The 25,437-nt window shown below is 74.8% G+C and carries 27 protein-coding genes; 10 read left to right on the top strand and 17 right to left on the bottom strand.

Translation table 11 applies throughout. The features are described 5' to 3' along the window. Positions 1-3: 3 nt before the first annotated feature. From JQX11_RS00755 to JQX11_RS00725, 7 genes are read left to right on the top strand one after another with little or no spacing between them, the layout of a single operon-like run. The gene (locus JQX11_RS00755; RefSeq protein WP_204922975.1) at positions 4-1,344 is read left to right on the top strand and encodes an ABC transporter substrate-binding protein; all 1,341 of its coding nucleotides are present in this window, start codon (positions 4-6) and stop codon (positions 1,342-1,344) included. A gap of 35 nt (positions 1,345-1,379) precedes the next feature. Continuing rightward, positions 1,380-2,357 (top strand): carbohydrate ABC transporter permease, encoded by a 978-nt coding sequence (locus JQX11_RS00750; protein ID WP_204922974.1) that lies wholly within the window; start codon positions 1,380-1,382, stop codon positions 2,355-2,357. Then, the gene (locus JQX11_RS00745; RefSeq protein WP_232376985.1) at positions 2,357-3,238 is read left to right on the top strand and encodes a carbohydrate ABC transporter permease; all 882 of its coding nucleotides are present in this window, start codon (positions 2,357-2,359) and stop codon (positions 3,236-3,238) included. The genes JQX11_RS00750 and JQX11_RS00745 overlap by 1 nt, the downstream gene beginning before the upstream one ends. After that, positions 3,235-3,867 carry a hypothetical protein gene (locus JQX11_RS00740; RefSeq protein ID WP_204922973.1) on the top strand — a complete coding sequence of 211 codons (633 nt, stop codon included), beginning with the start codon at positions 3,235-3,237 and terminating at the stop codon, positions 3,865-3,867. The genes JQX11_RS00745 and JQX11_RS00740 overlap by 4 nt, the downstream gene beginning before the upstream one ends. Beyond that, on the top strand, positions 3,864-4,805 hold the full coding sequence (locus tag JQX11_RS00735) for a DUF6807 domain-containing protein (protein ID WP_204922972.1): 942 nt from the start codon (positions 3,864-3,866) through the stop codon (positions 4,803-4,805). Before JQX11_RS00740 ends, JQX11_RS00735 begins: the two co-directional genes overlap by 4 nt. Beyond that, entirely contained in the window at positions 4,802-5,839 is a 1,038-nt protein-coding gene (locus tag JQX11_RS00730) for a sugar kinase (protein ID WP_307825997.1), read from the top strand. Before JQX11_RS00735 ends, JQX11_RS00730 begins: the two co-directional genes overlap by 4 nt. Beyond that, positions 5,836-6,444: a bifunctional 4-hydroxy-2-oxoglutarate aldolase/2-dehydro-3-deoxy-phosphogluconate aldolase gene (locus JQX11_RS00725; RefSeq protein WP_204922971.1), complete on the top strand. Its 609-nt coding sequence runs from the start codon at positions 5,836-5,838 to the stop codon at positions 6,442-6,444. Before JQX11_RS00730 ends, JQX11_RS00725 begins: the two co-directional genes overlap by 4 nt. Positions 6,445-6,499: 55 nt before the next feature. Here JQX11_RS00725 and JQX11_RS00720 read toward each other — a convergent pair whose 3' ends face one another. Beyond that, on the bottom strand, positions 6,500-7,516 hold the full coding sequence (locus JQX11_RS00720; protein WP_204923554.1) for a LacI family DNA-binding transcriptional regulator: 1,017 nt from the start codon (positions 7,514-7,516) through the stop codon (positions 6,500-6,502). 155 nt (positions 7,517-7,671) lie between these two features. Between JQX11_RS00720 and JQX11_RS00715 the strand changes: the two genes are divergently transcribed. The 3 genes from JQX11_RS00715 to JQX11_RS00705 are packed head-to-tail and all read left to right on the top strand — an operon-like array spanning position 7,672 to position 10,792. Next, entirely contained in the window at positions 7,672-8,823 is a 1,152-nt protein-coding gene (locus JQX11_RS00715; RefSeq protein ID WP_204922970.1) for a Gfo/Idh/MocA family protein, read from the top strand. Further along, positions 8,820-9,971, top strand: coding sequence for a dihydrodipicolinate synthase family protein (locus JQX11_RS00710; protein ID WP_204922969.1), 1,152 nt, complete (start codon positions 8,820-8,822; stop codon positions 9,969-9,971). The genes JQX11_RS00715 and JQX11_RS00710 overlap by 4 nt, the downstream gene beginning before the upstream one ends. Next, entirely contained in the window at positions 9,968-10,792 is an 825-nt protein-coding gene (locus JQX11_RS00705; protein WP_307825996.1) for a sugar phosphate isomerase/epimerase family protein, read from the top strand. The genes JQX11_RS00710 and JQX11_RS00705 overlap by 4 nt, the downstream gene beginning before the upstream one ends. A gap of 78 nt (positions 10,793-10,870) precedes the next feature. On the opposite strand, the gene JQX11_RS00700 is transcribed toward JQX11_RS00705, so the two are convergent. Genes JQX11_RS00700 through JQX11_RS00625 form a run of 16 tightly spaced genes read right to left on the bottom strand, consistent with a single transcriptional unit; the run spans position 10,871 to position 25,253 of the window. Next, the gene (locus tag JQX11_RS00700) at positions 10,871-11,620 is read right to left on the bottom strand and encodes a hypothetical protein (RefSeq protein WP_204922968.1); all 750 of its coding nucleotides are present in this window, start codon (positions 11,618-11,620) and stop codon (positions 10,871-10,873) included. A gap of 57 nt (positions 11,621-11,677) precedes the next feature. Next, positions 11,678-12,133 (bottom strand): hypothetical protein, encoded by a 456-nt coding sequence (locus tag JQX11_RS00695; RefSeq protein WP_204922967.1) that lies wholly within the window; start codon positions 12,131-12,133, stop codon positions 11,678-11,680. Beyond that, complete coding sequence (locus JQX11_RS00690) at positions 12,130-13,062, bottom strand: hypothetical protein (RefSeq protein WP_204922966.1); 933 nt, start codon at positions 13,060-13,062, stop codon at positions 12,130-12,132. Before JQX11_RS00690 ends, JQX11_RS00695 begins: the two co-directional genes overlap by 4 nt. Then, positions 13,059-13,691 (bottom strand): phage tail protein, encoded by a 633-nt coding sequence (locus JQX11_RS00685; protein WP_204922965.1) that lies wholly within the window; start codon positions 13,689-13,691, stop codon positions 13,059-13,061. Before JQX11_RS00685 ends, JQX11_RS00690 begins: the two co-directional genes overlap by 4 nt. Further along, complete coding sequence (locus JQX11_RS00680) at positions 13,672-16,326, bottom strand: putative baseplate assembly protein (RefSeq protein ID WP_204922964.1); 2,655 nt, start codon at positions 16,324-16,326, stop codon at positions 13,672-13,674. The genes JQX11_RS00685 and JQX11_RS00680 overlap by 20 nt, the downstream gene beginning before the upstream one ends. Continuing rightward, on the bottom strand, positions 16,323-16,799 hold the full coding sequence (locus JQX11_RS00675) for a GPW/gp25 family protein (protein ID WP_204922963.1): 477 nt from the start codon (positions 16,797-16,799) through the stop codon (positions 16,323-16,325). The genes JQX11_RS00680 and JQX11_RS00675 overlap by 4 nt, the downstream gene beginning before the upstream one ends. Continuing rightward, complete coding sequence (locus JQX11_RS00670) at positions 16,796-17,134, bottom strand: hypothetical protein (protein ID WP_204922962.1); 339 nt, start codon at positions 17,132-17,134, stop codon at positions 16,796-16,798. The genes JQX11_RS00675 and JQX11_RS00670 overlap by 4 nt, the downstream gene beginning before the upstream one ends. Beyond that, a complete protein-coding gene (locus JQX11_RS00665; protein ID WP_204922961.1) occupies positions 17,134-18,720 on the bottom strand; it encodes a phage baseplate assembly protein V in 1,587 nt (528 codons plus the stop codon). The genes JQX11_RS00670 and JQX11_RS00665 overlap by 1 nt, the downstream gene beginning before the upstream one ends. After that, complete coding sequence (locus tag JQX11_RS00660) at positions 18,717-19,511, bottom strand: CIS tube protein (RefSeq protein ID WP_232376984.1); 795 nt, start codon at positions 19,509-19,511, stop codon at positions 18,717-18,719. Before JQX11_RS00660 ends, JQX11_RS00665 begins: the two co-directional genes overlap by 4 nt. Further along, positions 19,511-21,100: a hypothetical protein gene (locus tag JQX11_RS00655; protein WP_204922960.1), complete on the bottom strand. Its 1,590-nt coding sequence runs from the start codon at positions 21,098-21,100 to the stop codon at positions 19,511-19,513. Before JQX11_RS00655 ends, JQX11_RS00660 begins: the two co-directional genes overlap by 1 nt. Then, a complete protein-coding gene (locus JQX11_RS00650; protein ID WP_204922959.1) occupies positions 21,075-21,557 on the bottom strand; it encodes a phage tail protein in 483 nt (160 codons plus the stop codon). Before JQX11_RS00650 ends, JQX11_RS00655 begins: the two co-directional genes overlap by 26 nt. A 1-nt stretch (position 21,558) precedes the next feature. After that, on the bottom strand, positions 21,559-22,791 hold the full coding sequence (locus JQX11_RS00645; protein WP_204922958.1) for a phage tail sheath family protein: 1,233 nt from the start codon (positions 22,789-22,791) through the stop codon (positions 21,559-21,561). A 26-nt stretch (positions 22,792-22,817) separates the two neighbouring features. Continuing rightward, positions 22,818-23,510 carry a carboxypeptidase regulatory-like domain-containing protein gene (locus JQX11_RS00640; RefSeq protein WP_204922957.1) on the bottom strand — a complete coding sequence of 231 codons (693 nt, stop codon included), beginning with the start codon at positions 23,508-23,510 and terminating at the stop codon, positions 22,818-22,820. Then, entirely contained in the window at positions 23,507-24,115 is a 609-nt protein-coding gene (locus JQX11_RS00635) for a glycine zipper family protein (RefSeq protein ID WP_204922956.1), read from the bottom strand. The genes JQX11_RS00640 and JQX11_RS00635 overlap by 4 nt, the downstream gene beginning before the upstream one ends. An 11-nt stretch (positions 24,116-24,126) precedes the next feature. After that, positions 24,127-24,471, bottom strand: coding sequence for a hypothetical protein (locus JQX11_RS00630; RefSeq protein ID WP_088646730.1), 345 nt, complete (start codon positions 24,469-24,471; stop codon positions 24,127-24,129). Next, positions 24,468-25,253: an LppM family (lipo)protein gene (locus JQX11_RS00625; protein ID WP_232376983.1), complete on the bottom strand. Its 786-nt coding sequence runs from the start codon at positions 25,251-25,253 to the stop codon at positions 24,468-24,470. Before JQX11_RS00625 ends, JQX11_RS00630 begins: the two co-directional genes overlap by 4 nt. Between the last annotated feature and the right edge of the window lie 184 nt (positions 25,254-25,437).

The following is a 25,437-nucleotide window of genomic DNA, read 5'->3' as shown; positions in this document are numbered from 1 at the left end:
CGCATGCACCCCGCAACGTCCCCCACCGCCGGCACGCCGGCCGAACCGCACCACCGTACCCTCGCACCCCGTCGTCGATTCCTGCGCGGCCTGGTCGCCGCCGCCGTCGCCGTACCGCTGATGTTCGGCGCGGCGGCCTGCGGCGATGACGACGCCGGTGCCGACGGCCAGGTCAAGCTCTCCGTCTTCTGGTGGGGCGGTGAGGCGCGGGCCAAGCTCACCGAGGACGCCCTCGCCCTCTACACCAGGAAGCACCCGAACGTGACGTTCGAGAAGACCTGGCAGGCCAACCAGGGTTACTTCGACAAGCTGGCCACCCTCACCGCCGGCGGCAACCCGCCGGACCTGTTCCAGATCGACGACAACTACCTGGCCGAGTACGCCGGCCGCAGCACCGTGCTCGACCTCAAGAGCTACCAGGACTCCGGCAAGCTCGACGTGTCGAAGTTCCCCAAGAGCCTGCTGGAGTACGGCGTCGTCGACGGCAAGCTGGCCGGGGTGGCCGCCGGCGAGAACACCCAGGGGCTGGTCTACAACAAGACCCTGCTGACCAGGAACGGCCTCCCCGAGCCGACCACCGGCCAGAGCTGGGAGGAGCACATCGCCTGGGCCGAGCAGGTGGCCAGGAAGGCCAAGGTCCCCGGCACCCAGGACCCGAGCGCCGACTACAAGGCGTTCTGGGTCTGGCTGCGCCAGCAGGGCAAGGACCTCTACAACGGCAAGGACCTCGGCTTCACCGCCGAGGACGTGACGAAGTGGTTCACCCTGTGGAAGGGTGCCCGGGACCGGGGCGCCACCCCCACCCCCGACGTGATCCACGAGGGCAACGCCAGCGACGTGACCAAGCAGCTCGTGGTCACCGGCAAGGCCGCTACCTCCTGGGTCTGGGTCAACCAGATGCCCGACCTGAAGAAGAACACCAAGGACGAGCTGGGAGTGGTGGCGTACCCGGGTGACCCGAGCGCCCAGTGGGCCCGCGCCTCGATGTACTGGTCGGTGTTCAAGGGCAGCAAGCACCGGGACACCGCCGTCGACGTGATCAACTTCCTGGCCAACGACCCGGAGGCGGTGGCCCTGCTCGGCACCGACCGGGGCCTGCCGTCCAACATGGACCTGCGGGCCACGGTCAGTCAGACGGTGACCGACCCGGCGATGAAGCAGTCCATCCAGGTCGAGTCCGAGCTGGCGCAGAAGTTCGGCACGTCACCGCAGGTGCCCATCAAGGGACACAGCAAGGTCAAGTCCGAGCTGGTCAAGGCCGCCGAGAACGTCCAGTACCAGCGCGCCACCCCGGAACAGGCCGCCGAGCAGTTCCTCGCCGCCTGCAAGTCCGCGATCGCCTGACCGGCGCACCGCGGACGACGAAAGGAGCCGGACCCGTGGCCCTCACCACGGTGCCCGGCCGGACCGGACGCACCGGTCCCGCCCGCCCCCACGCCAAGCGGCGTCGGGGCGGGCGGGACCGGCACGCCGAAGGACTGGCGGGGTACGTATTCCTCTCGCCCTGGCTCATCGGACTGATGGGCGTCACGGCGATCCCCATGCTGCTCTCGCTCTGGCTGAGCTTCACCAACTACGACATCCTCACCCCGCTGTCCGAGGTGCAGTGGGTGGGGCTGGCCAACTACGAGCGGATGTTCACCGCCGACCCGTCGTACTGGCACGCGGTGCGGGTGACGGTGACCTTCGCCCTGGTGGCGGTGCCGCTGAAGCTGGCCGCCGCCCTCGGGGTGGCGCTGCTGCTCAACAAGGCGTGGCGGGGGGTGGGCCTGTTCCGGGCCCTGTTCTACCTGCCGTCCCTGCTCGGCGGCAGCGTCGCGCTGGCCATCGTCTGGGTCAACATGTTCAACCGGGACGGCGCGTTCAACTCGTTCCTCGCGCTGTTCGGCATCGAGGGGCTGCCCTGGGTCAGCGACCCGGACTGGGCGTTGCAGACCCTGATGGTGCTGGCCATCTGGCAGTTCGGCGCACCCATGGTGATCTTCCTGGCCGGGTTGAAGCAGGTCCCCACCGAGCTGTACGAGGCCGCCTCCGTCGACGGTGCCGGCCGGTTCCGCCAGTTCTGGCACGTCACCCTGCCGATGCTCTCCCCGGTCATCTTCTTCAACCTGGTGCTGGAGACCATCAACGGGTTCCAGGGCTTCACCGCCGCCTTCGTGCTCAGCAACGGCACCGGCGGGCCGGTCGACTCCACCCTGATGTACACGCTGAAGCTCTACATCTCGGGCTTCACCGACCTGGAGATGGGCTACGCCTCCGCGATGGCCTGGGTGTTCCTGCTCGCGATCGGCCTGATCACCGTGGTCTTCTTCAGCACCGGGCGGTTCTGGGTGCACTACTCCGACGGGGAGAAGTGATGGTGGCGGTGACCTCGACGACGCGACGGCCCGGCCGCCGGCGGCAGGGCGGCCGGCAGGCCGTACGCCTGCTGGTGCTGATCGTGATCGTGGCGGTGGTGCTCTACCCGCTGCTGTGGATGGTGGGCACCTCGGTCAAGTCGCAGGAAGAGATCGTCAACAACATCGGCCTGCTGCCCGAGCGGTTCACCCCGGGCAACTACACCGCCGGCTGGGGCAACTTCGACCTCAGCTTCGGCACGTTCTTCCTCAACAGCGCCATGGTCAGCCTGTTGACCGTGGTCGGCAACGCGGTCTCCTGCCTGCTCGCCGCGTACGCCCTGGCGCGGCTGCGGTTCCGGCTGCGGGGGGTCTGGTTCGCCGTCATGATCGGCACCCTGCTGCTCCCCGGCCACGTGCTGATCGTGCCGCAGTACATCCTGTTCCGCAGCCTCGGCCTGGTCGGCGGGGACTGGCCCTACCTGCCGCTGCTCATCCCGCAGTTCCTGGCCACCGAGGCGTTCTTCGTGTTCCTCATGGTGCAGTTCATGCGGGGCATCCCGCGCGAACTCGACGAGGCCGCCAAGATCGACGGGGCCAGCCCGTACGGCATCTTCCGGCACGTCATCCTGCCGCTGAGCCGCCCGGCGCTGGTCACCACCGCGATCTTCTCGTTCATCTGGACCTGGAACGACTTCTTCCGGCAACTGGTCTTCCTGTCCAGCCTGGACGACTACACCGTGCCGGTGGCGCTGACCCTGTTCATCGACTCCACCAGCCAGAGCGCGGTCGGCCCGATGTTCGCCATGTCGGTGCTGTCGCTGCTGCCGGTGTTCCTGTTCTTCCTGGCCTTCCAGCGGATGCTGGTCGAGGGCATCAACACCAGTGGGCTGAAGGGATGACCGCCGCCCCGCTGGCGTCCGAGGACGCCTTACCGGCCCGCCGGGACTGGCGCGACACCCTGCGCGACGCCACCGACCTGGCACTGCTCGGGTTCGCCGTGACGCTGGCCGCGCTGCCGGTGCTCACCCTCGCCCCGGCCCTGGCCACCGCCAGCGCCGCCGTGCACGACCGGCTGACCCTCGGCGGTTGGCCGGACCTGCGTACCACGCTGTCCCGGTTCGGTCGGGCGCTGCCCGCCGGGCTGGTCGCCAGCGCCGTCGGGCTGGCCGTCGCCGTCGCGCTCGGCGTCGACCTGGTCGCGCTGGCCAGCGGCCGGGTGCCCGGTGGCGGCGTCGCGCTGGCCGGCACCGCCGTGGTCACCGCCGCCCTGGCCGGGTACGCCGGGCTGACCGTGGTGGCGATCGGTCGTACCGGCGGACGGGGCTTCCGGGGGGCGGCCCGGGTCGCCGCCCGGACCGGCCTGGCCCGGCCGGGGACCTGGGCGGCGGCCGGCGGGGTCTGCGCGGTGGCCGGGGTTTTGGGGATACTGGTCACCCCGGTGGCGGTGCCGATCCTGGCCGGCTACGCGCTGGCCGCCCTGCACGCGGTCGCCGCCCGCCGGCCCACCGCCCGGATGGAGGCACCGTGACCGGTCACCCCCACCCCGTCCCGGCCGGCCCCGGCCCGGCCCCGACCCGTGCCGCCCCGGAACCGGCCGACGACGGCCCCCGGCCGCACGTCGACGAGGATCCCCGGCTGCGCCTCGGCGACGTCGAGGTGGCCCGGTACGTGGTGCGCCCCGACCTGGACCCGAAGCACGGCCCCCGGCCCTACCTGCACCCGGTCCGGACCCTGGCCGGCACCCCGGTCACCGACGCCCTGCCCGCCGACCACGTCTGGCACCTCGGGGCGTCGCTGGCCGTGCAGGACGTCGACGGCACCAACCTGTGGGGCGGCCGGACGTACGTCCGGGACACCGGTTACACCTGGCGTGACGACCACGGTGTGATCGCGCACACGCACTGGCGGGAGCGCGCGCCGGACCGGCTGGCACACGCGTTGCAGTGGCGCGACCGGGCCGGCGGGGTGCTGCTCACCGAGCACCGCCGGCTCGCCGCGAGCCCGGTGACCCCGGACGCCTGGGCGCTCGACGTCGACTACACCCTCACCGCCCCGGCCGGGCGTGACGTCCACCTGGGCAGCCCGGCCACCAACGGGCGGCCCGGCGGGGCCGGCTACGGCGGCTTCTTCTGGCGGGCCGTCGCCGACGGTGAGCCGGTGACGTTCACCGCCGACGCCGACGGCGAGCAGGCCGCCAACGGCAGCGCCGCCCGCTGGGTCGCGCTCACCGCGGTCGCGCCGGGCGGTGGGGCGTACACCCTGGTCTTCACCGGGCTGGGGCTCGGCGACCGGTGGTTCGTGCGGACGGCGATGTATCCGGGGGTCTGCGTGGCCTTCGCCTTCGACCGGCCGGCCGTGGTGCCCGCCGGTGGCCGGCGCACCGGCCGGCACCGGGTGCTCGTCGCCGACGGGGTACGCGACCGGGCCGGCGTCACCGCGCTGCTCGCCGCCGCGGAACCGCAGTGACCGCCGCCGATCCGACCGGCGGGGCCGGGCCCGGCCCGGAGGTGGTCACCGTCGGCGAGTCGATGGTGGTGCTCGGCCCCGACCCGACCGGTCCGCTGGACCGGGCCGACCGGTTGGGCGTCTCGGTCGGCGGCGCAGAGTCCAACGTGGCGTGCGCGCTCGCCGCCCTCGGCCACCGGACGGCCTGGGTCAGCCGGGTCGGCGACGACCCGTTCGGCCGGCGGGTCCGGCGGCACGTCGCCGCCACCGGAGTGGACACCGGCCTGGTCACCGTCGACCCGACCGCCCCGACCGGCGTCTACCTCAAGGACCCGACGCCCGACGGCACGGCCGTGCACTACTACCGGTCCGGGTCGGCGGCCTCCCGCCTGCACCCGGGGGTGCTCGACGAGCCGGCGCTGGCCGGGGCGCGGCTGCTGCACCTGTCCGGGGTGACCGCCGCCCTCTCGCCGTCCTGCGCGGCCCTGGTCCGCCGGGCGGTCACCGACCGGCCGCTGCCCGCCGCCCGGGTCACCTTCGACGTCAACCACCGGGCCCGGCTCTGGTCGGCGGCGACCGCCGCGCCGGTGCTGCGCGGGCTCGCCGACGCCGCCGACGTGGTCCTGGTCGGCCTCGACGAGGCGCACACCCTGTGGGGCGTCACCGAGCCGACCGCCGTCCGCGACCTGCTGCCCGGCCCGGAACTGGTGGTGGTCAAGGACGCCGCCGTCGGGGTCACCGCGCTGCCCCGCGGCGCGGCGGCCGTCTTCGTGCCGGCGCTGCGGGTGCCGGTGCACGAGCCGGTCGGGGCCGGTGACGCCTTCGCCGCCGGCCTCCTGTCGGGGCTGCTGCGCGGCCTCGACCTGGACCGCTGTCTGCGGCTCGGACACCTCTGCGCGGCCCCCGCCCTGACCGTCGCCGGGGACACCGCCCCGCCGCCGCGGCGGGCGTTGGCCGACCGGCTCCTCGCGCTGCCGGCGCAGGACTGGGCGAGCCTGGACCTGGTCGACGCCGGCCTGCTCCCCACCCCCGCCACCGGAAGGAACGGTCGATGACCGCGCACGACTTCGCACCCCTGTTCGGCACCGCACGGGTGATGGTGATCCTGCGGGACCTGCCGCCGACGGAGACCGTCCGGCTCGCCGAACGGGCCTGGAACCTCGGCATCGACGTGGTCGAGGTGCCGATCCGCACCCCGGACGCCACGCTGTCCCTGCGGGCGGCGGTGGAGGCGGGCAAGGACCGGGGCCGCCGGGTCGGGGCCGGCACGGTGCGCACCCCCGCCCAGGTACGGCAGGCCGCCAGCGCCGGCGCGGCGTTCACCGTCGCCCCCGGGCTGGACCTGGCGGTGGCCGACGCGGCGGTCAGCTACGGCATCCCGCACCTGCCCGGGGTGGCCACCCCCACCGAGGCGCAGCTCGCGCTCGACCACGGGCTGATCTGGCTCAAGGCGTTCCCGGCGGCCAGCCTCGGCACACAGTGGTTCAAGGCGATGGCCGGTCCGCTGCCGGAACTGCGGTTCGTGGCGACCGGGGGGATCGACGCGGGCAACGCCGCCGACTTCCTCGCCGCCGGGGTGCGGGTGGTGGCGGTGGGTTCGGCGCTGTCCGACCCCCGGCAGATCGACCGGCTCGCCGAGCTGGCGACGACCCCCGCCTGAACCGGTGCCGACCCCGCCCACCCACCCGCCGTGCTGCCGGCCCGGTGCGGACGGATCAGGCCGGGGCGGGGCCGAGGCTGTCCCGGACGACCAGGGTGGCCGGCAGCACCTCGACCCGGGACCGGTCGGCGGCCGGGCCCAGCGCCAGGGTCATCGCCCGTGCGCCCAGCTCCACCAGGGGCAGCCGGACGGTGGTCAGCGCCGGGGTGACGTCGGCGGCGACCGGCATGTCGTCGAAGCCGACCACCGACACCTGCCCGGGGACCGGCACGCCCCGGGCGCGCAGCAGGGTCAGCGCGCCGACGGCCATCGAGTCGTTCAACGCCACCAGCGCGGTCAGTCCGGGAAAGGCGTCGAGCAGTTCACCGGCGGCGCGGGCACCCCCGTCGCGGTCGAAGTCGGCGTACCTGACGCGTTCGGCGGGCAGCGGGTGGCCGCCCTCGGCGAGCGCGGCGCGCAGCCCGTCGAGCCGGTCGGTGATGGTGGTCAGCACCTGCGGGCCGGCGACCACCCCGATCCGGGTGTGCCCCCGGCGCAGCAGTTCCGCGCCGAGCAGCCGGCCGCCGTCCGTGTTGGCCGGCATCACCGCGTCGCCGGGGTGTTCGTGCCGGCCGACCACCGCCACCCGGCCGCCGGTCGCCTCGTAGGCGGCCAGCTTCTCGGCGAGCCGGGCGGTGAAGGTGGCGTCGTGGTAGCCGGAGCCGGCCAGCACGATCGCGGCGACCTGCTGGGCGCGCAGCAGCTCCACGTATTCCAGTTCGCGTTCCGGGTCGCGGTAGCTGTTGCAGATGATGACCAGCCGGCCGTGGTCGGTGGCGACCCGTTGCAGCCCCCGGGTCAGCTCGGCGAAGTACGGGTCGGAGACGTCGTGCACCACCACGCCGACCACGCTGCGTTGCGGCCGGGCCAGCAGCTGGGCGTGCGCGTTGGGCACGTACCGCAGGTCGGCGACGGCCCGCAGCACCCGTTCGCGCAGCTCGTCGGCGACCGGCTTGCTGCTGCCGTTGATCACCCGGGAGGCGGTGGCGGGGGAGACCCCGGCGCGGCGGGCGACATCGGCCAGCGTCGCCATGGGCACCCCCGAAAGTGTCCGGGCCCGGTCGGGGCCGCACGGTAGCGGACAGGTTACCGCAACGGGCGACGGCGGCCTCTTGCCCGTGGTGAAGCTGCCACCTAGGCTGCTAGGAAAGCGCTTACCTATGCGATGTGCAAAGGGGAAGGACGACCATGACCCGAAGGTCGATCGGCATCATCGTCAACGGCGTCACCGGTCGGATGGGCTACCGCCAGCACCTGGTCCGCTCCCTGCTCGCCCTGCGTGAGCAGGGTGGCCTGGCGCTGGACGACGGCACCCGGATCTGGCCCGAGCCGATCCTGGTGGGCCGGGACGAGACCCGGCTGCGGGCGGTCGCGGAACGGCACGGCCTCACCGACTGGACCACGGACCTCACCGCCGCCCTCGCCCGCGACGACGCGGAGATCTACTTCGACGCCCAGGTGACCCAGCAGCGGGAGAAGGCCATCCGGCAGGCCATCGACGCCGGCAAGCACATCTACACCGAGAAGCCGCTCGCCGAGTCCAGCGCCGGTGCGTGGGAGCTGGTCCGCGCCGCCGACGCCGCCGGCATCCGCACCGGCGTCGTGCAGGACAAACTCTTCCTCCCCGGGCTGCGCAAGCTCAAGCGGCTGATCGACGGCGGGTTCTTCGGCCGCATCCTCTCCGTCCGGGGCGAGTTCGGCTACTGGGTCTTCGAGGGCGACTGGCAGCCCGCCCAGCGTCCGTCCTGGAACTACCGCGCCGAGGACGGCGGCGGCATCGTGATGGACATGTTCCCGCACTGGCAGTACGTGCTGGAGGAGCTGTTCGCCCCGGTCCGGGCGGTCACCTGCGTCGCCGCCACGCACGTCCCGCAGCGCGTCGACGAGGCCGGCCGGCCCTACCCGGCCACCGCCGACGACGCCGCGTACGGCATCTTCGAACTCGACGGCGGGATCATCGCCGCGCTCAACTCGTCCTGGACCACCCGGGTGCACCGCGACGAACTGGTCGAGTTCCACGTCGACGGCACCGAGGGCAGCGCCGTCGCCGGGCTGCGCCGCTGCCGGGTCCAGCACCGGGCGGTCACCCCCAAACCGGTGTGGAACCCGGACCTGCCCGCCACCGAGGACTTCCGGGCGCAGTGGACCGAGGTGCCCGACAACGAGGAGTTCGACAACGGCTTCAAGGTGCAGTGGGAGGCGTTCCTGCGGCACGTCGTCACCGGCTCCCCGTTCACCTGGGACTTCCTGGCCGGCGCACGCGGCGTGCAACTTGCCGAGCTGGGGCTGCGCTCGGCCCGGGAGGGCCGCCGGGTCGAGGTGCCGGAGCTGTCCCGGTGACCGGCACCGTCCGGCTGCCCGACGGGAGCACCCACCGGCTGCGCGGCAGCGCCGGTCACGACCGCCCCACCGGCCCGTCCACCAGCAGAGTGGCGTACGCCGCCGCGCACGTCGTCGCCGACCCGCGCGCGGAGAACGTCCCGGGCGCCCCGGCCGCCGTCGACTGGGACACCACCCTCGCCTTCCGCCGGCACCTCTGGTCGTACGGGCTGGGGGTGGCCGAGGCGATGGACACCGCCCAGCGCGGCGCGGGCCTGGACTACCCGGCCACCCGGGAACTGGTCCGGCGCAGCGCCGCCGAGGCCCGCGCGGTCGGCGGCCGGATCGTCGCCGGGGTCGCCACCGACCAGCTCCCACCCGGCCCGGCCACGGTGCCCGAGGTGACCCGGGCGTACGCCGACCAGCTCGCCGACGTCACCGCCGCCGGCGCCCGTCCGGTGCTGATGTGCAGCCGGCACCTGGCCGCCGCCGCCACCGGCCCCGACGACTACCTGCGGGTGTACGACGAACTGCTCACCGCCGCCGACCAGCCGGTGGTGCTGCACTGGCTCGGTGACATGTTCGACCCGGCGCTGGCCGGCTACTGGGGCTCGACCGACCTCGACGAGGCCACCGATACGGTGCTGCACCTGATCAAACAGCACCAGCACCGGATCGACGGGATCAAGGTGTCCCTGCTCGACGCCGACCGGGAGATCGCGTTGCGCCGCCGCCTGCCCGCCGGGGTACGCCTCTACACCGGCGACGACTTCCACTACCCGGAACTGATCCGGGGCGACGGACAGGGCCACTCCGACGCCCTGCTCGGTGTCTTCGCGGCCATCGCGCCGGCCGCCGCCGCCGCGCTGTCCGCCCTCGACGCCGGTGACCTGGACCGTTACGACGCGGTGTTCGCCCCGACCCTGCCGCTGGCCCGGCACCTGTTCGCCGCGCCCACCTGGTTCTACAAGACCGGCATAGTGTTCCTCGCCTGGCTGGCCGGGCACCAGGAGCACTTCACCATGCTGGCCGGGCAGCAGTCCGGCCGTTCCCCGGCCCACCTGGCCCGGCTGCTCGTCCTTGCCGACGCCGCCGGGCTGCTGCCCGACGCGGAGCTGGCCGCCGCGCGGGCCCGGGCGTACCTCACCGTGGCCGGGGTGGCCCAGTGACCGGGGTGGTGCCGGCACCGGGGCTGGAACGGTTCTCGTTCAACCAGGCCACCGCCCAGCACTGGCCGCTTCAGGCGGCCGTCGCCGGCTGCGCTGCGGCCGGGGTGCCCGGCATCGGCCTGTGGCGCGAACCCGTCCAGGAGTACGGGCTCGACCGGGCGGCCCGGCTGGTCCGCGCCGCCGGGCTGACCGTCACCTCACTGTGCCGGGGCGGGTTCTTCACCACCCCCGACTGGTGGGACGAGAACCGGCGGGCCATCGAGGAGGCGGCCACCCTCGGTACCCGGGAACTGGTACTGGTGTCCGGCGGACTCCCACCGGGCAGCCGCGACGTCGACGGGGCCCGCCGGCAGGTCGCCGACGCCGTCGCCGCGCTCGCCGACGAGGCCACGGCCGCCGGGGTACGCCTCGCCATCGAACCGCTGCACCCGATGTTCAGCGCCGACCGGTGCGTGATCGCCACCCTCGGCCAGGCGCTCGACATCGCCGAACGGTTCGACCCCGCCGTGGTCGGCGTGGTGGTGGACACCTACCACGTCTGGTGGGACGACACGGTGTATACGCAGATCGCCCGCGCCGGCGACCGGATCGCCGCGTTCCAGGCGGCGGACTGGGTGACCCCGCTCCCGGAGGGGGCGCTGCTCGGCCGGGCACTGCCCGGTGAGGGCTGTGTGGAGCTGCGCCGGCTGCGCGAGGCGGTCGACGCCGCCGGGTACACCGGGCCGGTCGAGGTCGAGGTGTTCCAGGCGGCGCTCTGGTCCCGCCCCGGCCCGGACATCCTCGCCGCCACGATCGACGCCTACCTGACCCACGTGTCCTGACCGGACCGTGAGCGGGACGGCGGCGGGATTACGGCGGCCCCGTCGTCGCGGTGACCCGCCGGCCCCCGGGCCGGCGGGTCACCGGGCGGTGGCGGTGGCGCGGACGGCCTTGACGATGGCGGGGACGGAGCCGACCAGCAGGACCAGGCCCCAGACGAGGGCCACGACGGCGAAGACCAGCGCGCCGACGTCGTCGAGGATGCTGACCAGGATCACCGGGACCAGCCGGTGCAGGAACTCCAGCACCACCGTGCAGACCAGGGTGGTCAGCGCCAGCAGGACGAGCCCCTTGTTCTGCAGGAACCGGGGCTGGGCGAGCAGCAGCAGCCCGGCCCAGACCAGCTTCAACGCCAGCACCAGGCCGAGCAGCAGGCTGGCCTCGCCGACCGGGAAGAAACCCCACAGCGCCAGGTAGGCCAGCGTGCCGAAGGGCACGGCGAGGAAGAGCGACACCATCACCGTCAGTTCGACGAAGACGGTCACCAGCAGCACCAGCGACGCCAGGATCAGCAGGACGGCGAAGACCAGGGTGGCCACCCCCTGCACCCGGCCCTGCACCCGCTCGGAGAGCAGCAGGCTCAGGCAGAACAGGCCGGTGCTCCAGAGCGCCACCACGTCGACCAGCGCCAGGTAACCGGTGCCCCGACCGGACGGCTCGCTGATCCGTCCCACCTCGCCGACGTCCACGCCCAGGTCCCGGGCCCCGGCCAGCAGCGCCCCGCCCGCGTCGCCACCGCCGGTCAGCAGCGACGAGCCCAGTTCCAGCGCCACCACCAGCGCCACCGCCAGCAGCGCCAACAGCAGGAACGGCTTGCGCAGCTCACCCATGCCGGGTCACCTCCCGGACCGGTGTCACCGCGACCCGGGGCACCGACCGGCGCCCGGTCACGAGGTGGCGATGGTGACGGTGCACCCGACACCTCCCGGGCAGCCCAGGCCGACCTCGGTGGCCCGGTCGACGGCGATCGTCGCGACGGCGTCGCCCCCGTCGCCGGGCGTGACGTCGTCGCGTACGGTCAGGTCGGCGTCGCCGGGCGCGGGTGCGGTGACCGCGAAGGCCACCCGGCTGCGCAGCACCAGGGTGCGCAGCCCGCCGGGATCGTCCACCCACAGCACACAGCCGCCGACGAAGGAGAGCACGTCCCCGGTACGGTCGCAGTCCGCCCGCACCGTCGCCGGGTCCACGGTGGTGCCGTCGCCACCGAGCCGGCCCAGCCAGCCCAGCGCGCCGGCGTCGGCCGGGTCACCGCGACCGGCGTGGCCCACCCCGAGCGCGCCGACGAACGCGGCGACCAGCAGCACGGCGACCGCCACCAGCAGCAGCTTCCGCCGGCCGCTCACGGCCGGCCCGTCGACGCGGGCAGCTCGGTGAACCGGACCAGGTCCACCCCGGCGAAGTACCGCTCGGTGCCCTGGGTCCGGCCGACGGCGACCAGGGTGAGGGTGTGCGGGCCCCGACCGAGCCGGACCGTGCCGACGTACTCGACGTCACGCAGCGCCGGCTGCTTCGAGAAGCCGAGGAAGGTGCCGCCCACCTGCACCCCGTCGACCTGCCAGATGGTGTTGGCGTAGTCCGGCGCGGTGGTGCGGGACGCGGCGAACGACCAGGTGGCGTCCGCCGGCAGGGTGACGGTGAGGCTGACCCGGTCACCCACCGCCAGCCCCTGCAGGAACAGTTGCCGGCCACCGGAGAAGGCCAGCCCGCAGCAGTCCGGCTGTTCCACCACCTTCACCGCGGCACCCGCCGGTGACTCCGTCCTCGCCCCGGCGAGCAGGGACTCCGCCTCCACGGTGACCACCCGGGCGGCGGCCGGTGGTGGGGCGGCGTCGGGGCGGCTGAGCAGGTAACCGACCACCGCGCCGACCAGCACCACCAGCGCCACCGCCGCCGCGATCCACGGCCACGGGGCCCGCCGGGGCGGGGCGACCCCGGTGACCTCGTACGTCACCCGGCCGCTGGCGCGGGAACTCTCCTCCGGCGCGGTGTTCGCCGAGTAGGCGAAGCCGGTCATGTCGTACCGCCGGGGTGGGGTGCCGGCCGGCACCGCCAGCCGGACCAGGAACGACACGGAGTTCTGCCCCGGCACCACCCGCTGCGGCTCGGCCACCGTGAACCAGGCCCGTTGGCTGCCCTCGCCCGGCGCGACGTCGAAGACCACGGTGTCCGGCGCGCCGCCGGGGTTGGAGACGGTGAAGGTCAGCTCGCCCCGGTTGGCCGGGTCGAGGGTGAACTGCTCGGCGGCGGCGGCGACGGCCCATTCGGTGGTCATGACGGCTCCTCAGGCGATGGTCCGGGCGGGGGAGGAGGGCCCGGGGCGGGCACGGTGGCGCGGCCGACCGCCGGCCCGTACGACACCGGCCCACCGTCGGCGGGACGGTCCCCGGCGGGTGGGGCGTCGGCGAGGACGACCTCGGCGGTCACCGCCGCCGGTTTCTCCGCAGCGACGATCCGGGTCACCACGGTCAGCAGCCCGGCCGCCGCCGCCGGCACCCGGACGACCAGGTGGAACGGCCGGTCGGCCGGCTCGTCGAGGACGAACCCGGTGACCCCGGTGGCCAGTTCCAGCGCGGTCCGCATCCCGTACGGGGTGCCCCGCCAGCGGGCCAGCAGCGCGCCGTGCGCGACCAGGTCCCGCAGCCGGCCCACGGGCAGCGGCGGCGGGGCGTCCGGCCGGGGCGGGCCGAGCACGTGGTCCATCGCCACCCAGCGGGTCAGGTAGCCGGCGAACCCGGCCGGCGTGCGGTACGGGTCGAACAGCACGTCCACGTCGGCGAGCAGCGCCTCGTCCGGGGCGTGCAGCGTCTCCATCACGTCCAGCAGGGCGGCCAGGACGCTGCCCGGCCCGGCGGCCCGCTGGTAGGCGGCCGGCAGCAGCCGCTCAATCGCCGCTCGGCGCATCGTGGCCCACCACCTCGATGTCGTGCTCGCCGGAGCAGAGCAGCCAGGTGTCGGGGACGGTCACCACGTCGGCGGTGGCCTGGTTGGCGCTGGCCGTCCAGTCGACGGCGTCGCCGCTGCGGTACACCCCGCGTTCGCCGCCGGCCAGGATCAGCCGGCCGTTCCCGCCCGTCCCGGTGGCGCTGCCGGCGATCGCGTCCACCGGCACGAACCGGGTCCGGTCCCGCAGCGGCAGGCCGCAGTTGACCACCACCGGCTGCCACTGCGGCTGCGCGGCCAGGGTGTCGAGGCGGACCACCCCGCCGCTCTGCGTGGCGGCCACCGCCAGGGTGCCGACGAAGGCGAGGTCCCGGCAGGTCCCGCCGACCCAGCCGGCCTGCACCTGCTGCCACTTCACGTCGGACTCGAACAGCCGGGTACGGTGGCAGCCCTGCCCCGGTTTCTTCGGGTCCGGTTCACCCGCGCCCGCCCAGAGCAGCGTGGCCGGGCCGTCGTACTGCACGGCGAGGACCCGGTTGTCCACATTGGCCAGCCCGACGTGGGTGAAGCTGCCGGGGCGGCCACCGGCGGTGGACAGGTACACCCCGAAACCCGCCTGCGCCGCGACCGCCACCCCCGGCGCACCGCGCTCCGAGACGAACGACCGGACGGCGTAGAAGCCCCGGTCGGCGTCGGCCGGGTCGACCAGGATCTGCAACGGCACCGCTCCGGGCAGCAGGGACACCTCGTACAGGCCGGTGTCGGTGGCCAGCAGCAGCGCGCCCGCACCGTCCCGGTCGATCCAGGCCAGGTCGGTGATCCGCGAGTCCAGTCCGGTCAGCGGGGACCAGGTCTCACCGAGATCGGTGCTCAGGTGCACCCGGGAGCCGCCCGCCGCCCGGGTGGTCACCACGGCCACCGCGCCGGGTCGGGCCAGCACCCCGGGACGCACCGTTGCCGGGGCGGGGGCGACCCGCACCACCGTCTCGTCGTCGTCGAACCGGCCCGCCGGTTCCCAGCCCACCCCCGCGTTGGACGAGCGGAACAGCACCGGGCCCCGGCCGGCGTACCAGGTGCCGGGCTGGTACTGGTCGACGGCGACGGCGCGGACCTGCGCGTCGGGGGCCTCGTCCACCACGAACCGGACCGACTCGACGTAGCGCACCCCCGGCTCGGCGTGCTCCAGCATCCGGTACACGTTGGACGCGCGCAGCGGCTCGCCGAACGCCCAGCCGGTCGGGTTCAGCGCGGTGGGCAGCGGGCTGAGCGTCTGGTGCAGCCGGTCGTGGATGCGCCGCCGGACCGCCTCGACGTCCTCCTCCGGCCGGACCACCACCCGGGCCCGGATCGACACCGCCTTGTACCGGGCCCAGCCGGCCCGGCAGCTCGTGCCCAACGCCCGCCGTCGGTCCAGGTCCGCCTCCACCCGGCGGCGGGACTCCGCCACCTCGTGCGCGCGCAGCACCGCCACCGGCAGCCGGCCACCCGGGCGGGCCTCCGGCGGCACGTACGGCACCAGCACCACCTCGACCTCGCCGGGGCGGGCGAAACTGTAGACGGCGGCCCGGGTGAACGCCCGCGCCCGGGACACCCCGCCGGAGCCGGCGGCGAGGATCTCGAAGTCCCGGGCGGTGACCGCCCGTTGCTGGGCGAAGAACTCGTACGGGCCCCGCACCAGCGCCGAGTCGAGGCTTTCCAGCTCGCGTCCGCCAGCTGCCGGTTCCGGGTTCTCCGCCCGTACCCCGGGCAGCGGGTCCCGCAGGGTGGTCAGGGTGCCGGCGGCGACGTTGCCGGCCCGGCCACCGCCGGCCCGGTACCACAGCCGCACCCGGGCCCCGGCCGGCGGCACCGCCGCGACGGTGACCGGCCCGCCGCCCGCCCGCGCGCCGGCCGGTCCCACGTCGGCCGGTCTCGGGCCGGGCGGGTCGGCGTCGGGCGGGCGCAGGTCCAGCGCCGGGGCGAAGGTGACCAGCCCCGAGCAGCGGTCCACCAGGTAGACCTTGGCCTGCGGGCCGACCCCGGCGAAGCTGTCCACCGGCCGCCACACCTCGTACGTGGCGCCGTCGTGTTCCCGGGCCACCGCGCCCAGCTCCACCGACCCGGCCGGCACCTCCACCCCGAGCAGCAGGTCCCGTGCCTCGGCGGTACGCGTAAGCGGCGCCCGGGCGGCCCGCAGCGCCTGCCCCGGCTGGCCGGTGCCGACGCCCAGTAGCTCCGCCTCGACCGGTTCACAGTGGTGCATCCGGACGGTCACCTCGTCGGCGTCCGCGGGCAGCAGTGCCGGCTCGGTGGTGACGAAGACGACGGGCCTCGGGTCGACGCCCCGGGCCGCCGCGACCCGGGTTCCCGCCGGGATCCGCACCGCCGCCCGGTCACCGCCGGTCCGGACGAACCGCACGTTGGCCCAGGCCGCCGTCGGCGCGTGCCGGGTGACCCCGAGCAGGTTCAGGAACTGCACGTACGCCTTCTCCGGCAACTGGTTCAGCCGGAAGATCATCACTTCGGTGAGGTGCGCGAACGCCTCCACCAGGGCGATGCCCGGATCGTGCGCGGACAGGTCGGTCCAGCCGGGGCAGGACTGCCGGATGCGCTCCCGGGCCTCGGTGACCAGATCGAGGAAGGTGCGGTCGTCGAGGTGCGGCACGGGCAGCGTCATGACCGGTCCCCCTCGACCCGGCCGCCGGTCGACCGACCGGCGGCCCGGTGCGGGGGCGGGTCGGCGTCGGCGGGGAGCAGGTCGACGGAGAGCACCAGCTGACCGGGGGAGAGGCTGGCCCGCACCCGGTAGTCCAACCGGATCACCAGCCGCCACGGGTCGTCCGGATCGGGGCCGGCGTCCACGTCGATCACCTCGATCCGGGGCTCCCACCGGCGGATCGCCTGCCGCACGTAGTGGATGGCCAGCCCGGCGGTGGTGTCGTCGTTCGGCGCGAACACCAGCCGGTGCAGCCGGGAGCCGTACCCGGGGCGCATCAGCCGCTCACCCGGCGTGGTGGACAGCAGCAGGTACAACGCCTGGCGTACCGTCTCGTCGCCGTCGGTCACGGCGAGCCCGCCGGTCGCGGTCGTCGCCAGGCCACCGGCGCGGCCGGCGTCGAAGCCGGCCCCGACGAACCGCAACGCCCTCATCGGTCCGCCTCCACCAGGCGCTGCCGGGCGTCGTGCACGGTGTGCCGGACCAGGTTCGGCGGGGTGCCGTCGGTGAACCCGGCCAGGTGCGACAGGACGATCCGGTGCCCGTCGACCCGCAGCCAGTCGCTGTAGCCGACCCGCACCGCGAGGGTCTTCGTGCACGGTTTGACCGTCGGCCCGTAGTTGGGGCAGGCCACGATGTCCCGCCCCACCGGGTCGTCGTCGACCAGCACCGGCGTCCCGGCGACGGTCAGCCAGCCCTGCGACGCCCGGTTGGTGACCCGGCCGTCGTGGTCGCAGGCGATCAGCGAGTCGAGGGTGATCCAGCGCATCAGGCACCTCCGGAGTGGGCGCGGGCGAGCGTGCCGGCCTGCCGGCGGGCGGTCGCCTCGTCCTCGGTCGCGTCGGCGTGCAGGAAGTCGACGCTGCGGGCCCGCACCACCAGCGCCCGGCCCGGCGCGGACAGCACCAGGTCGGTCGCGGCGTGCAGAGTGGTCAAATCGGGGGTCAGCTCCAGGAAACTGCCGGCGTCGGTGGCCAGCCGCAGCGTCCGCGCCGCGTCGTCGACCACGATGGTCTGACCGCTGCCGGTCCGCACCGACCAGCGGCCCGCGCGCCCGTCGGCCACCCCCGCGTCGTACGGGGTGACGGTGCCGAACAGCGAACCCAGCACCACCCCGGCGACCGGGTCACCGCCCGGCAGGGCCAGCAGCACCGTGTCGTCCGGGTCGGGCAGCGCCACGATTCCCTTGTCCCGGCCCGCCCCCGGGCAGAGCACCGCCAGCCAGCCGGCGTCCAGGTCGCCGTACCCGGGCAGCCGCACCCGGACCCGGCCGAGCCGCTCCGGGTCGTCGACGGCGGTGACCACCCCGAGGGTGACCACCGCCCCGCCGGCCGCGACGCGCGGCGGGGAGGGCGGCGGGGCGGTGGCGAACCGGGTGAGGTGGCCGCTGGCGTCGACGGTGTGCACCACCTCGGTGAGGACGTACACCCCGGCCAGGTCGTCGGCCACCCCGGCCAGCGCGACCCGACGGCCGGGACGCAACGCCGGGTCACCCTCGGCGACGCCCTCGGCGGTGACCAGCGCGGCCGTCCGGTCGTCCAGGCCGGCCTGGGCGAGCGCGGCCAACTCGTCGTCGCTGCGGCCCGGCTGGTCCAGGACGGTCCGCACGCCGTCCGCGCCGACCGCCGCCGGGTCCGGACGCAACGGCACCCGCCGGCCGCTGCGCGCCGCGTCGACCCGGTGGCCGAGCGGCTCGGCCCGCTGCGGGTGCCAGCCCAGCGCGGCGCTGCCCCCGGCGGCCCGGTCCAGGTTGGCGGCCAACCGCACCGAGTGCAGCGTCCGGCCCAGGGTCAGCGGCACCGGGTCGCCGTGACCGTCCAGGCTGACCAGCCGCACCCGGTCACCGTCGACGGCCAGGTGCAGACCGGCCCGGCCGGCCACCTCCCGCAGCAGCTCCAGGTCGCTGTGCCGGTGCTGGAGCAGCCGGTCCAGCCGGGGGCCGTCGACCTCGGCGTCGACGTCGAGCCCCACCGCGCCGCACAGCTCCCGGGCCAGGTCGGCGGCGGTGACCGCCTCGAAGACCCGTAGCTGCTGCCGCTTGCGCAGCCGGTGCAGCAGGTCGTAGCCGCGCCAGCGGGACAGGGCGGTGCCGTCGGCGGCGTACTCCACCTCGACGCAGGTGACCTCACCGGTGAACAGCAGGTCGTCGCCGAGCCTGACGTCGAGCGTCGCGCCGGTCGGCACCGCCGGGCCGGGACCGGGACCCCGCGCGGCCGGGCCCGGGTCGGCGGCGTACACCACCTCGCACTGGGTGGGCTGGTCGAGGCGGGCGGCGACCCGGACCGACCGGATCCGCCGGTCCGCCGCCCCGCCCAGCGGCACGCCGTCGAGGAACACCGACGGGCGGGCACTCACCGCACACCCCCGCCGGCCTGCTCCGGGCCGGTCCCGCCCGCGACTTCCACCGGCGACGCCCCGGCGGGCTGCGGCGGCACGGTGGGCGGGGGCACCGCGAGGGCGGTGCCGGCCGGCACGGCGAACGGGTCGGTGATCCGGTTGTGCTCGGCGAGCAGCCGCCAGCGCAGCGGCGAGCCGAGCGCGTCGTGGGCGAGCAGGTCGAACCGGACCCCGGAGTAGCCGGGCGTGGCCGCACCGTCCCCGGCCGCCACCACCGCCTGCCCCGGGGGCGTCCCGGGCGCGGTGGCGGCGGCCAACTCCTCGGCGAAGCCCTGCTGCGCCTCGTCGGCCGACTCGGCCACCCGCAACAGCTTCATCCGCAGCCACGAGCGGCGGGGCGAGCCGGTACGGGTGAACACGTCGAACCGTTCGGCGACGGCCACCACCACCCCGGGCACGTTCCACGTCTTGCCCCAGACCAGCCGGACCAGCGGCGGGCGCTGCCAGCCGTGCGCCACGGCGGAGTTCTCGGCCAGCATCCACAGCGGCCGGGTGAGGGTGCGCACGTCCCCGGGTCGGTTCGGCCCCTCCACCAGGTCGGTGTCGAAGAGCAGGTCCAGCACCAGTTCGGTACGCCCGCCACCGGTGAAGGCCAGCGGGTCGTCGGCCAGCCCGATCCCGGTGAGCCGACCCTCGGCGCTGCCCCGCGGTCGTACCCCGGCGACCCGGGTGACCTGCACGGTCTGCGGATTGAGCAGGCAGTCGACGCGGACGCCGGACTCGTCGACCAGGAAGGCGACCCGTTCCATCAGTACCCCCGCTGTTCGGCGTCGAGCCGGGCGTACCGGGCGTCGTCGCGGGCGGTGCCCGTCGGCCGTCGCCACGCCCCGTCGTCGGGCAGCGCCGGCCACGGGTCGGTCCCCACCGGTCCCGACCCGTGCGGTCTTGCCGCTCCCGCCCCGGTCGTGCCGGCGTCGGGCAGCATCGGCCACGGGTCGCCGGCCGGGGGTGGGTCGTCGTCCGGCCAGTGGGTCGCGGCGATCCGCCGGGCGGGGCTGCCACGCGCCGGTGCGCCGCCGCCGGTGCCCGGCCGGGTTCCGCCGTGCCGGCCGCCGCCCGTGACCGGGCCGCCCGCCCCACCGGTGCCGTCCCCGCCGGCCCGGTCGCCGGTTGCCGCGCCGGTGCCGGTCGCCGACGCCGGGCCTAACAGCGCTGAGGTCGGTCGGCCGTCGGTCGGCCGTCGCCCGGCACCGGTTCCGGCGGCCGTCCGGTGCTCCAGGCCCGCCGACCGGACCGGTCGACCGGGGTCGTCGCGGTCCGGCCTCCCCGGCGGGACGAGGTCCGCCCGGCCGGGGGACTGCGGCGGTACGTCGGACGCCTGGTGCCGCGTGCCGGCCGGTGGGGGCGTGCCCGGGGCCCGGTCGGCGTCGGAGGAGGGACGGTGCCCCACCCACCCGGGTGAGTCAGGTGCTTGCGCCCCGGACACGACCGCCGCCTCCGGGGCACGTCGCGCCCCCGAACGGGGGCTGATCCCCGCCACCACCGCCGGGCCGGTTCCCGTCGCCGACTCCGCACCGGTCTCCGTCGTGGGTTCCGGGCCGGTCCCGGTTGTCGGAGGGCGGCGTGGGCTGGTCCGTCGCCGGCCCGGTCGCAGCAGCCACCCGAGCCCGGCACCGATCGTCCACAGCGGACCGGGACGCGCCGCCACCGGACCGGGCGGTGCTCCCGAGTCGGGGCGGACCGCCGTCGCCGGGTCCGGGCGATGGGTCCCCGACCGGTCCGGGCGGTGTGCCGAGGGCGGGTACGCCGTCGCCGGGTCCGGGCCGGGTGCCGAGGTCGGGCGCGTGCGGTGACCCGCCGATCCGTCGGTCGGGGCGTCGGTCGGGGAGTGGTCGGCCGGGCCGGCTGGTCGGGGGAGAAGGGTGCCGGCCACCGGGGTCGGTGTCGGCGACGACCCCCACGGCCCGGTCGGCGGGGTGGGGGCGGGTGGTGGCACCGGGACCGACGGGTGTGCGGGGTACCGGTCGTCGGCGGGGCTACCGGGGGCGGGCGGGTAGGCCGGGGACTCGGCGGACGCCGGGGTGGACTGTCCGCGTACCCCCGGGTGGGATGCGGGCGGCGGGCCGGCGGCCGGCGGCGGACCCGGCGGGGTGTCGGCGGCCGGCCTGACCAGGTCGTGCAGCAGGCCGGGGGCGTGCGCGGCGACCGTCCGCAGCCAGTGCTCCGGCGGCTGCACCGGCCCGCGCGACGCCGGGACCGGCCCGGCCCACCGCGCGGCGGGGTCGGTGACCGGCATGGCCGGGTCGGCCGGTGGGACGGCCGGGACGGGGGCCACCGCGTCGGCGGCGGCCCGCAGCCGGGTGGCCAGCCAGTCACGCGGTCGTGGACGCCGCGGCACTGCCGTCCTCCAACTCCAGCCCCTCGTACGCCAGCGTCAGCGCCACGATGGCGATCTCCTGGGACAGGGTGTGCAGGTGTGCGCCGCGCCACCGCATCGGCCACGCGTTGATCAGGTTCCAGCGCAGCACCTCGGCGGTGCCGGCGGCGTCCAGCAGCACCACCGACACGTTACGGCGGCTCACCGTCCCGGTCGCCGCGCTGTGCACCCAGTCCCACAGCTCGCGGGACGGGGTCAGTCCGAAGTGCAGGGTCACCGGCGCATAGTCGACCTGCCCCGGTACCGACCGGATCCGGTCGTTGCCGGCCTCCCGGTAGGCCAGCCGGCCGATGGTCAGCTCCAGGCCGCTGACCTCGGTGAAGTGCCCGTTGGTGACGCCGTTGATGAGCAGTTTGAAGTTGTACGCCCGGTACGGGTCGACCGGGGCGCCCGGCTGTGGCGTGGCCGTGGTCGGCATGTCAGCCTCCGATCGTCTCGGTCTCGGTGCCGCCGGCCCACTGGCTCAGCTTGAACACCACGAACTCCGCCGGCTTGACCACCGCGATGCCGATGTGCGCGACCACCATCCCGGCGTCGCGGACGTCGACCGGGTTGGTCTCCTCGTCGCACTTGACGAAGAACGCCTCCTCCGGGGTACGCCCCAGCAGCGCCCCGTCACGCCACACCCGGGTCAGGAACGCGCCGATGTCGCGGCGGATGGAGCGCCACAGCGAGTAGTCGTTGGGTTCGAACACCATCCACCGGGTGCCGCCCGCGATGGCCTGCTCGATGGAGATCGACAACCTGCGGACGTTGAGGTAGCGCCACTCGCTGGCCTCGGCGGCCAGGGTGCGGGCCCCCCACACCCGGATGCCCTCCCCGGCGAAGTACCTGATGACGTTGACCCCCTTGGGGTTGAGCACGTCGTGTTCCGAGCGGGTGACCAGGTACTCCAGGTCGACCGCGCCGCGTACCGGCTCGTTGGCGGGGGCCTTGTGGACGCCGCGCAACCCGTCGGTGCGGGCCCAGATGCCCGCCATGTGCCCGCTCGGCGGGGTGAGCACCAGCTCGCCGGTGAGCGGGTCACGCACCCGCAGCCAGGGGAAGTAGTAGGTGGCGTAGTCGGACTGCCGGGCCCGGTGGGCGGTGCCGGTGTCGGGGTCGGCCGGCTCGCCGGCCTTGCCGTCGGCGGGCTTGCCGTCGCCGGCCTTGCCGGGGCGCGCGGGGGTGGCCACCCGGGTCAGCGTCGAGATGTCCTCGATGCCGGGCGGCGGGTCGCAGATCGCCACCATGGTGCGCAGCCGCTCGGCCATGCTCAGCAGCGCCTCGTGCGACACCGGGTCGTGGAAGCCGGGCGCGGCGAGGATGGCCACCTCGTCGATCGCCTCCACCAGTTGCAGCCCGGTGCGCCGCTGCCCGGTGCCGGTGAGCTGCCCGTCGGCGCCGACGTTGACCACCCAGCAGCGGCTGCCGCCGTTGTCGAGGAAGCCGAAGACCGCCCGGGCCAGCGGGGTGCTCTCCAGGTCGTCGCCGTCGGCGTACAGCCGGAGGAACTCCGACCAGCTGGTGACGGCCAGCGCCCGGTCGACGTGGGCGGTGCGGTTCGGCGCGACCCCGACGAACGCGGCGACGGCCATCCCGACCGGCCCGATCGGCCGGGCGGCGCTGGGCACCTCCTCGACGTAGATGCCGGGGGAGAAGTAGTGGGGCATCGGTCCTCCTGTACGGCCGGTCCGGCTCAGCGGGCCGGGGGTTCGCAGACGATGACGATGTCCGCGTCGGCCGGGTCGACCTCGGCGGTGAGGGTGCGGCCCCGGCCGACCAGGCGCAGCCGGACCGGCTGGTCGGGGTGTTCCGGGTCGTGCGGGACACCGGCGAGCCGGAACCGCCCGCCCGCGTCGGTGTGGGTGGCGTACGGGGTGCCGACCAGTTCCACCCGCAGCGCCGCCAGGGGTTGCTGCTGCGGGCCGACCACCCGGCCGACGAGGTCACGCAGGTCCAGCCGGCGCAGCCGCAGCGGATGCAGCACCGGCGGCGCGACCGGCGGCGTGGACGTCACCTGGGCCGGCACGTCGACCAGCAGCGCCGGCCGGGGGGCGACGCCCAGCGTCACCCACAACGCCGGGTCACCGGCCTCCAGCACCAGTTCCGGTTCGCCGGCCGTGGCGGCGGCGGTCAGCACCCGGTCCAGCCCGGCCAGCGCGGCCGGGCCGGCTGCGGCGACCAGGTAGCGGATCGTGAACCGGTACGGCGCGGGCGTCCCGGTGCCCCGGGTCTGCCGGGCCGGCCGCAGGGCCAGCGGCCACAGGGTCAGCCCGACGCCCCCGTCGGCGGGCGGGCCGACCGGGACGTCCTCGCCGGCCGCCCCGGCCAGCCAGGCGGCCAGCTCGGCGGTGGCCGCCTCGACCGGTCCCGGCCCGTCGCCGGTCATCGCGGCGGCGTCCCCTGGATGCGGTACGCGATGGCCTCGTTCCACACGTGCGGGTAGACGCCGATCTCGAAGTACCTGGTGAACCGGTTGATCGGTGCGTTGGCGTGGTCGTGCCAGAGCAGCCACACCGGGGCGACGGTGAACAGCACGTAGTTGAGCGCCACCAGCGGCAGGTAGAGCGGGCCGAGCAGCCGGGCCTGGAGGATGTGCACGTCCTCGTGGCGTTGGATGCCGGGGCCGGCACCGGCGCAGACCGTGCCGATGGTGGTGGCGTACCGCGGGGACACCCCCTCGACCAGGCTGACCCGGCAGCTGTGCTGCGAGGTGGGCCGGTCCAGCGAGTGGCCGACGACGAGGTGCAGGGCGAGGTAGAGCGCCCCGGCGGCGGTGTTCGGCAGGCTCCAGGTGTGGTCGATCACGAACAGGGCCACGCCCCGGGCGTCCGGGCCGTACACCCGGGCGGCGGCGACCGACCAGCCGAACGGGACCCCGATCAGCAGGCCGACGACCGCGCCGACCAGCAGGCCCACCGGGCCACCGGTGGTCACCCCGAGCGCCGCCCCGCACAGGACGTGGACGGCGGCGCTGACGATTCCGTAGACCATGGCACGCCTCCTCAGACCCAGGAGCGGACGAAGCGGGGCTCGCGCCCCTGGGCGAGCTGGCCGGGGGTGGCCCGGGTGGGCTGCCGGTTGCCGGACGGTAGCTGGTTGACGCCCAGCGCGGCGGAGAAGATGACCAGCCCGTTGAAGAACGCGATCAGCCACTTCTCGCCGCCCGCGTCGGTGGCGAACGCCGCGGTGGCGTACGACAGGAGCAGCGCCACGCCCAGGGCGATCCATTTGCGGGCCTTGTCGTTGTCCGGGCCGAGCAGGCCACCGATGACGTTGGCGGTGAGCAGGGTGGCGGCGCTGGCACCGGCCACGGTGCCGAGGGCGGCCCAGGTGAAGAGATCGTTCACGGCGATCCCCCTTCGGATGGTGCGGGACGGGCGGGGGCGGCCGGGGTGGCGGCGGTGCCGCCCCGGCGGCGCAGCAGGACGGCGGTGACCCCGCCGGCCAGCAGGAGCAGGACGAGGACCGCCACGGACACCGGCAGCCACGGGAAACCACCCGGGTCGTCCGGGCCGCTCGCGGCGGCGGGGCTGGCCGACGGGGTGGGGTGCGGCGGGGCCTCGGCGATCGCCCGCAGCTCGGCCGGTTTCGGCTGGTTGGCGATGACCTTCCAGGTGACCGAGCGGCCGGTGAGCGTGCCGTTGGAATCGATCACCCGGCCGGGAAAGGTCACCGAGATCTCGAACGACATGAGCTGCAGGAACGTCTGCTGGTTCTGGGGATTCTGTTCGGCCACCTTCCCGCCGTACTTTTTGGGGTCGAGTGGCAGGCTGAACCGGTAGAGATCACCGTCGCGGACGAGCTTCACGCTCTCGCTCGTGAAGTTTTTCAGCGGGGTGTGCCGATAAGTGATCTGCGCGCCGTAGAAACGCTCGTCCTCGTAGACGGTCTCCTCGCCGGCGGGCAGGGCGGGGATGTTCTCCCGCAGTTCGGCGTAGGCGACCGCGAGGTTCTTGTTGCGGCTGCTGAGTACGGACTTCTCCGCGGTGAGCAGGAGTTGACCGTCGACGGTGTCGTCGGCGTTGACGGTCAGCCCCAGGTTGAGCTGCATGCATCCGGCCAGCAGGGTCAGCAGGGCCAGACACACCGTGAGTCGGGCCACCCTGCCGCGCCCGCGTCCGGTATTCATGGGCATATTGTGTGTGATCCACTTCACACCGGGCAGTCGGCGATCGGTCAGATGGCTGTCTCCGATCTTACCGATCCGCTTATCGGTCCGGCCGGCACGGATATGGTCCGGCGGTCGATATCCTGGAGGGTCGGCATCCATTACCGACCATTGTGGATGATCGCGGAAACCCTATTTCCGCGTC

This window comes from Micromonospora humida (assembly GCF_016901255.1).
Classification (GTDB): domain Bacteria; phylum Actinomycetota; class Actinomycetes; order Mycobacteriales; family Micromonosporaceae; genus Micromonospora; species Micromonospora wenchangensis.
This window is presented reverse-complemented; position numbering and strand designations above follow the sequence as displayed.

Coding starts and splice junctions, on each gene's coding strand:
- JQX11_RS00640 (WP_204922957.1), bottom strand. CDS start 23,510: ATGACCGGCGACGGGCCGGGACCGGTCGAGGCGGCCACCGCCGAGCTG.
- JQX11_RS00680 (WP_204922964.1), bottom strand. CDS start 16,326: ATGACGCTGCCCGTGCCGCACCTCGACGACCGCACCTTCCTCGATCTG.
- JQX11_RS00745 (WP_232376985.1), top strand. CDS start 2,357: ATGGTGGCGGTGACCTCGACGACGCGACGGCCCGGCCGCCGGCGGCAG.
- JQX11_RS00715 (WP_204922970.1), top strand. CDS start 7,672: ATGACCCGAAGGTCGATCGGCATCATCGTCAACGGCGTCACCGGTCGG.
- JQX11_RS00685 (WP_204922965.1), bottom strand. CDS start 13,691: ATGCGCCGAGCGGCGATTGAGCGGCTGCTGCCGGCCGCCTACCAGCGG.
- JQX11_RS00650 (WP_204922959.1), bottom strand. CDS start 21,557: ATGCCGACCACGGCCACGCCACAGCCGGGCGCCCCGGTCGACCCGTAC.
- JQX11_RS00660 (WP_232376984.1), bottom strand. CDS start 19,511: ATGGAACGGGTCGCCTTCCTGGTCGACGAGTCCGGCGTCCGCGTCGAC.
- JQX11_RS00755 (WP_204922975.1), top strand. CDS start 4: ATGCACCCCGCAACGTCCCCCACCGCCGGCACGCCGGCCGAACCGCAC.
- JQX11_RS00720 (WP_204923554.1), bottom strand. CDS start 7,516: ATGGCGACGCTGGCCGATGTCGCCCGCCGCGCCGGGGTCTCCCCCGCC.
- JQX11_RS00725 (WP_204922971.1), top strand. CDS start 5,836: ATGACCGCGCACGACTTCGCACCCCTGTTCGGCACCGCACGGGTGATG.
- JQX11_RS00740 (WP_204922973.1), top strand. CDS start 3,235: ATGACCGCCGCCCCGCTGGCGTCCGAGGACGCCTTACCGGCCCGCCGG.
- JQX11_RS00700 (WP_204922968.1), bottom strand. CDS start 11,620: ATGGGTGAGCTGCGCAAGCCGTTCCTGCTGTTGGCGCTGCTGGCGGTG.
- JQX11_RS00635 (WP_204922956.1), bottom strand. CDS start 24,115: ATGGTCTACGGAATCGTCAGCGCCGCCGTCCACGTCCTGTGCGGGGCG.
- JQX11_RS00690 (WP_204922966.1), bottom strand. CDS start 13,062: ATGACCACCGAATGGGCCGTCGCCGCCGCCGCCGAGCAGTTCACCCTC.
- JQX11_RS00645 (WP_204922958.1), bottom strand. CDS start 22,791: ATGCCCCACTACTTCTCCCCCGGCATCTACGTCGAGGAGGTGCCCAGC.
- JQX11_RS00675 (WP_204922963.1), bottom strand. CDS start 16,799: ATGAGGGCGTTGCGGTTCGTCGGGGCCGGCTTCGACGCCGGCCGCGCC.
- JQX11_RS00625 (WP_232376983.1), bottom strand. CDS start 25,253: ATGAATACCGGACGCGGGCGCGGCAGGGTGGCCCGACTCACGGTGTGT.
- JQX11_RS00670 (WP_204922962.1), bottom strand. CDS start 17,134: ATGCGCTGGATCACCCTCGACTCGCTGATCGCCTGCGACCACGACGGC.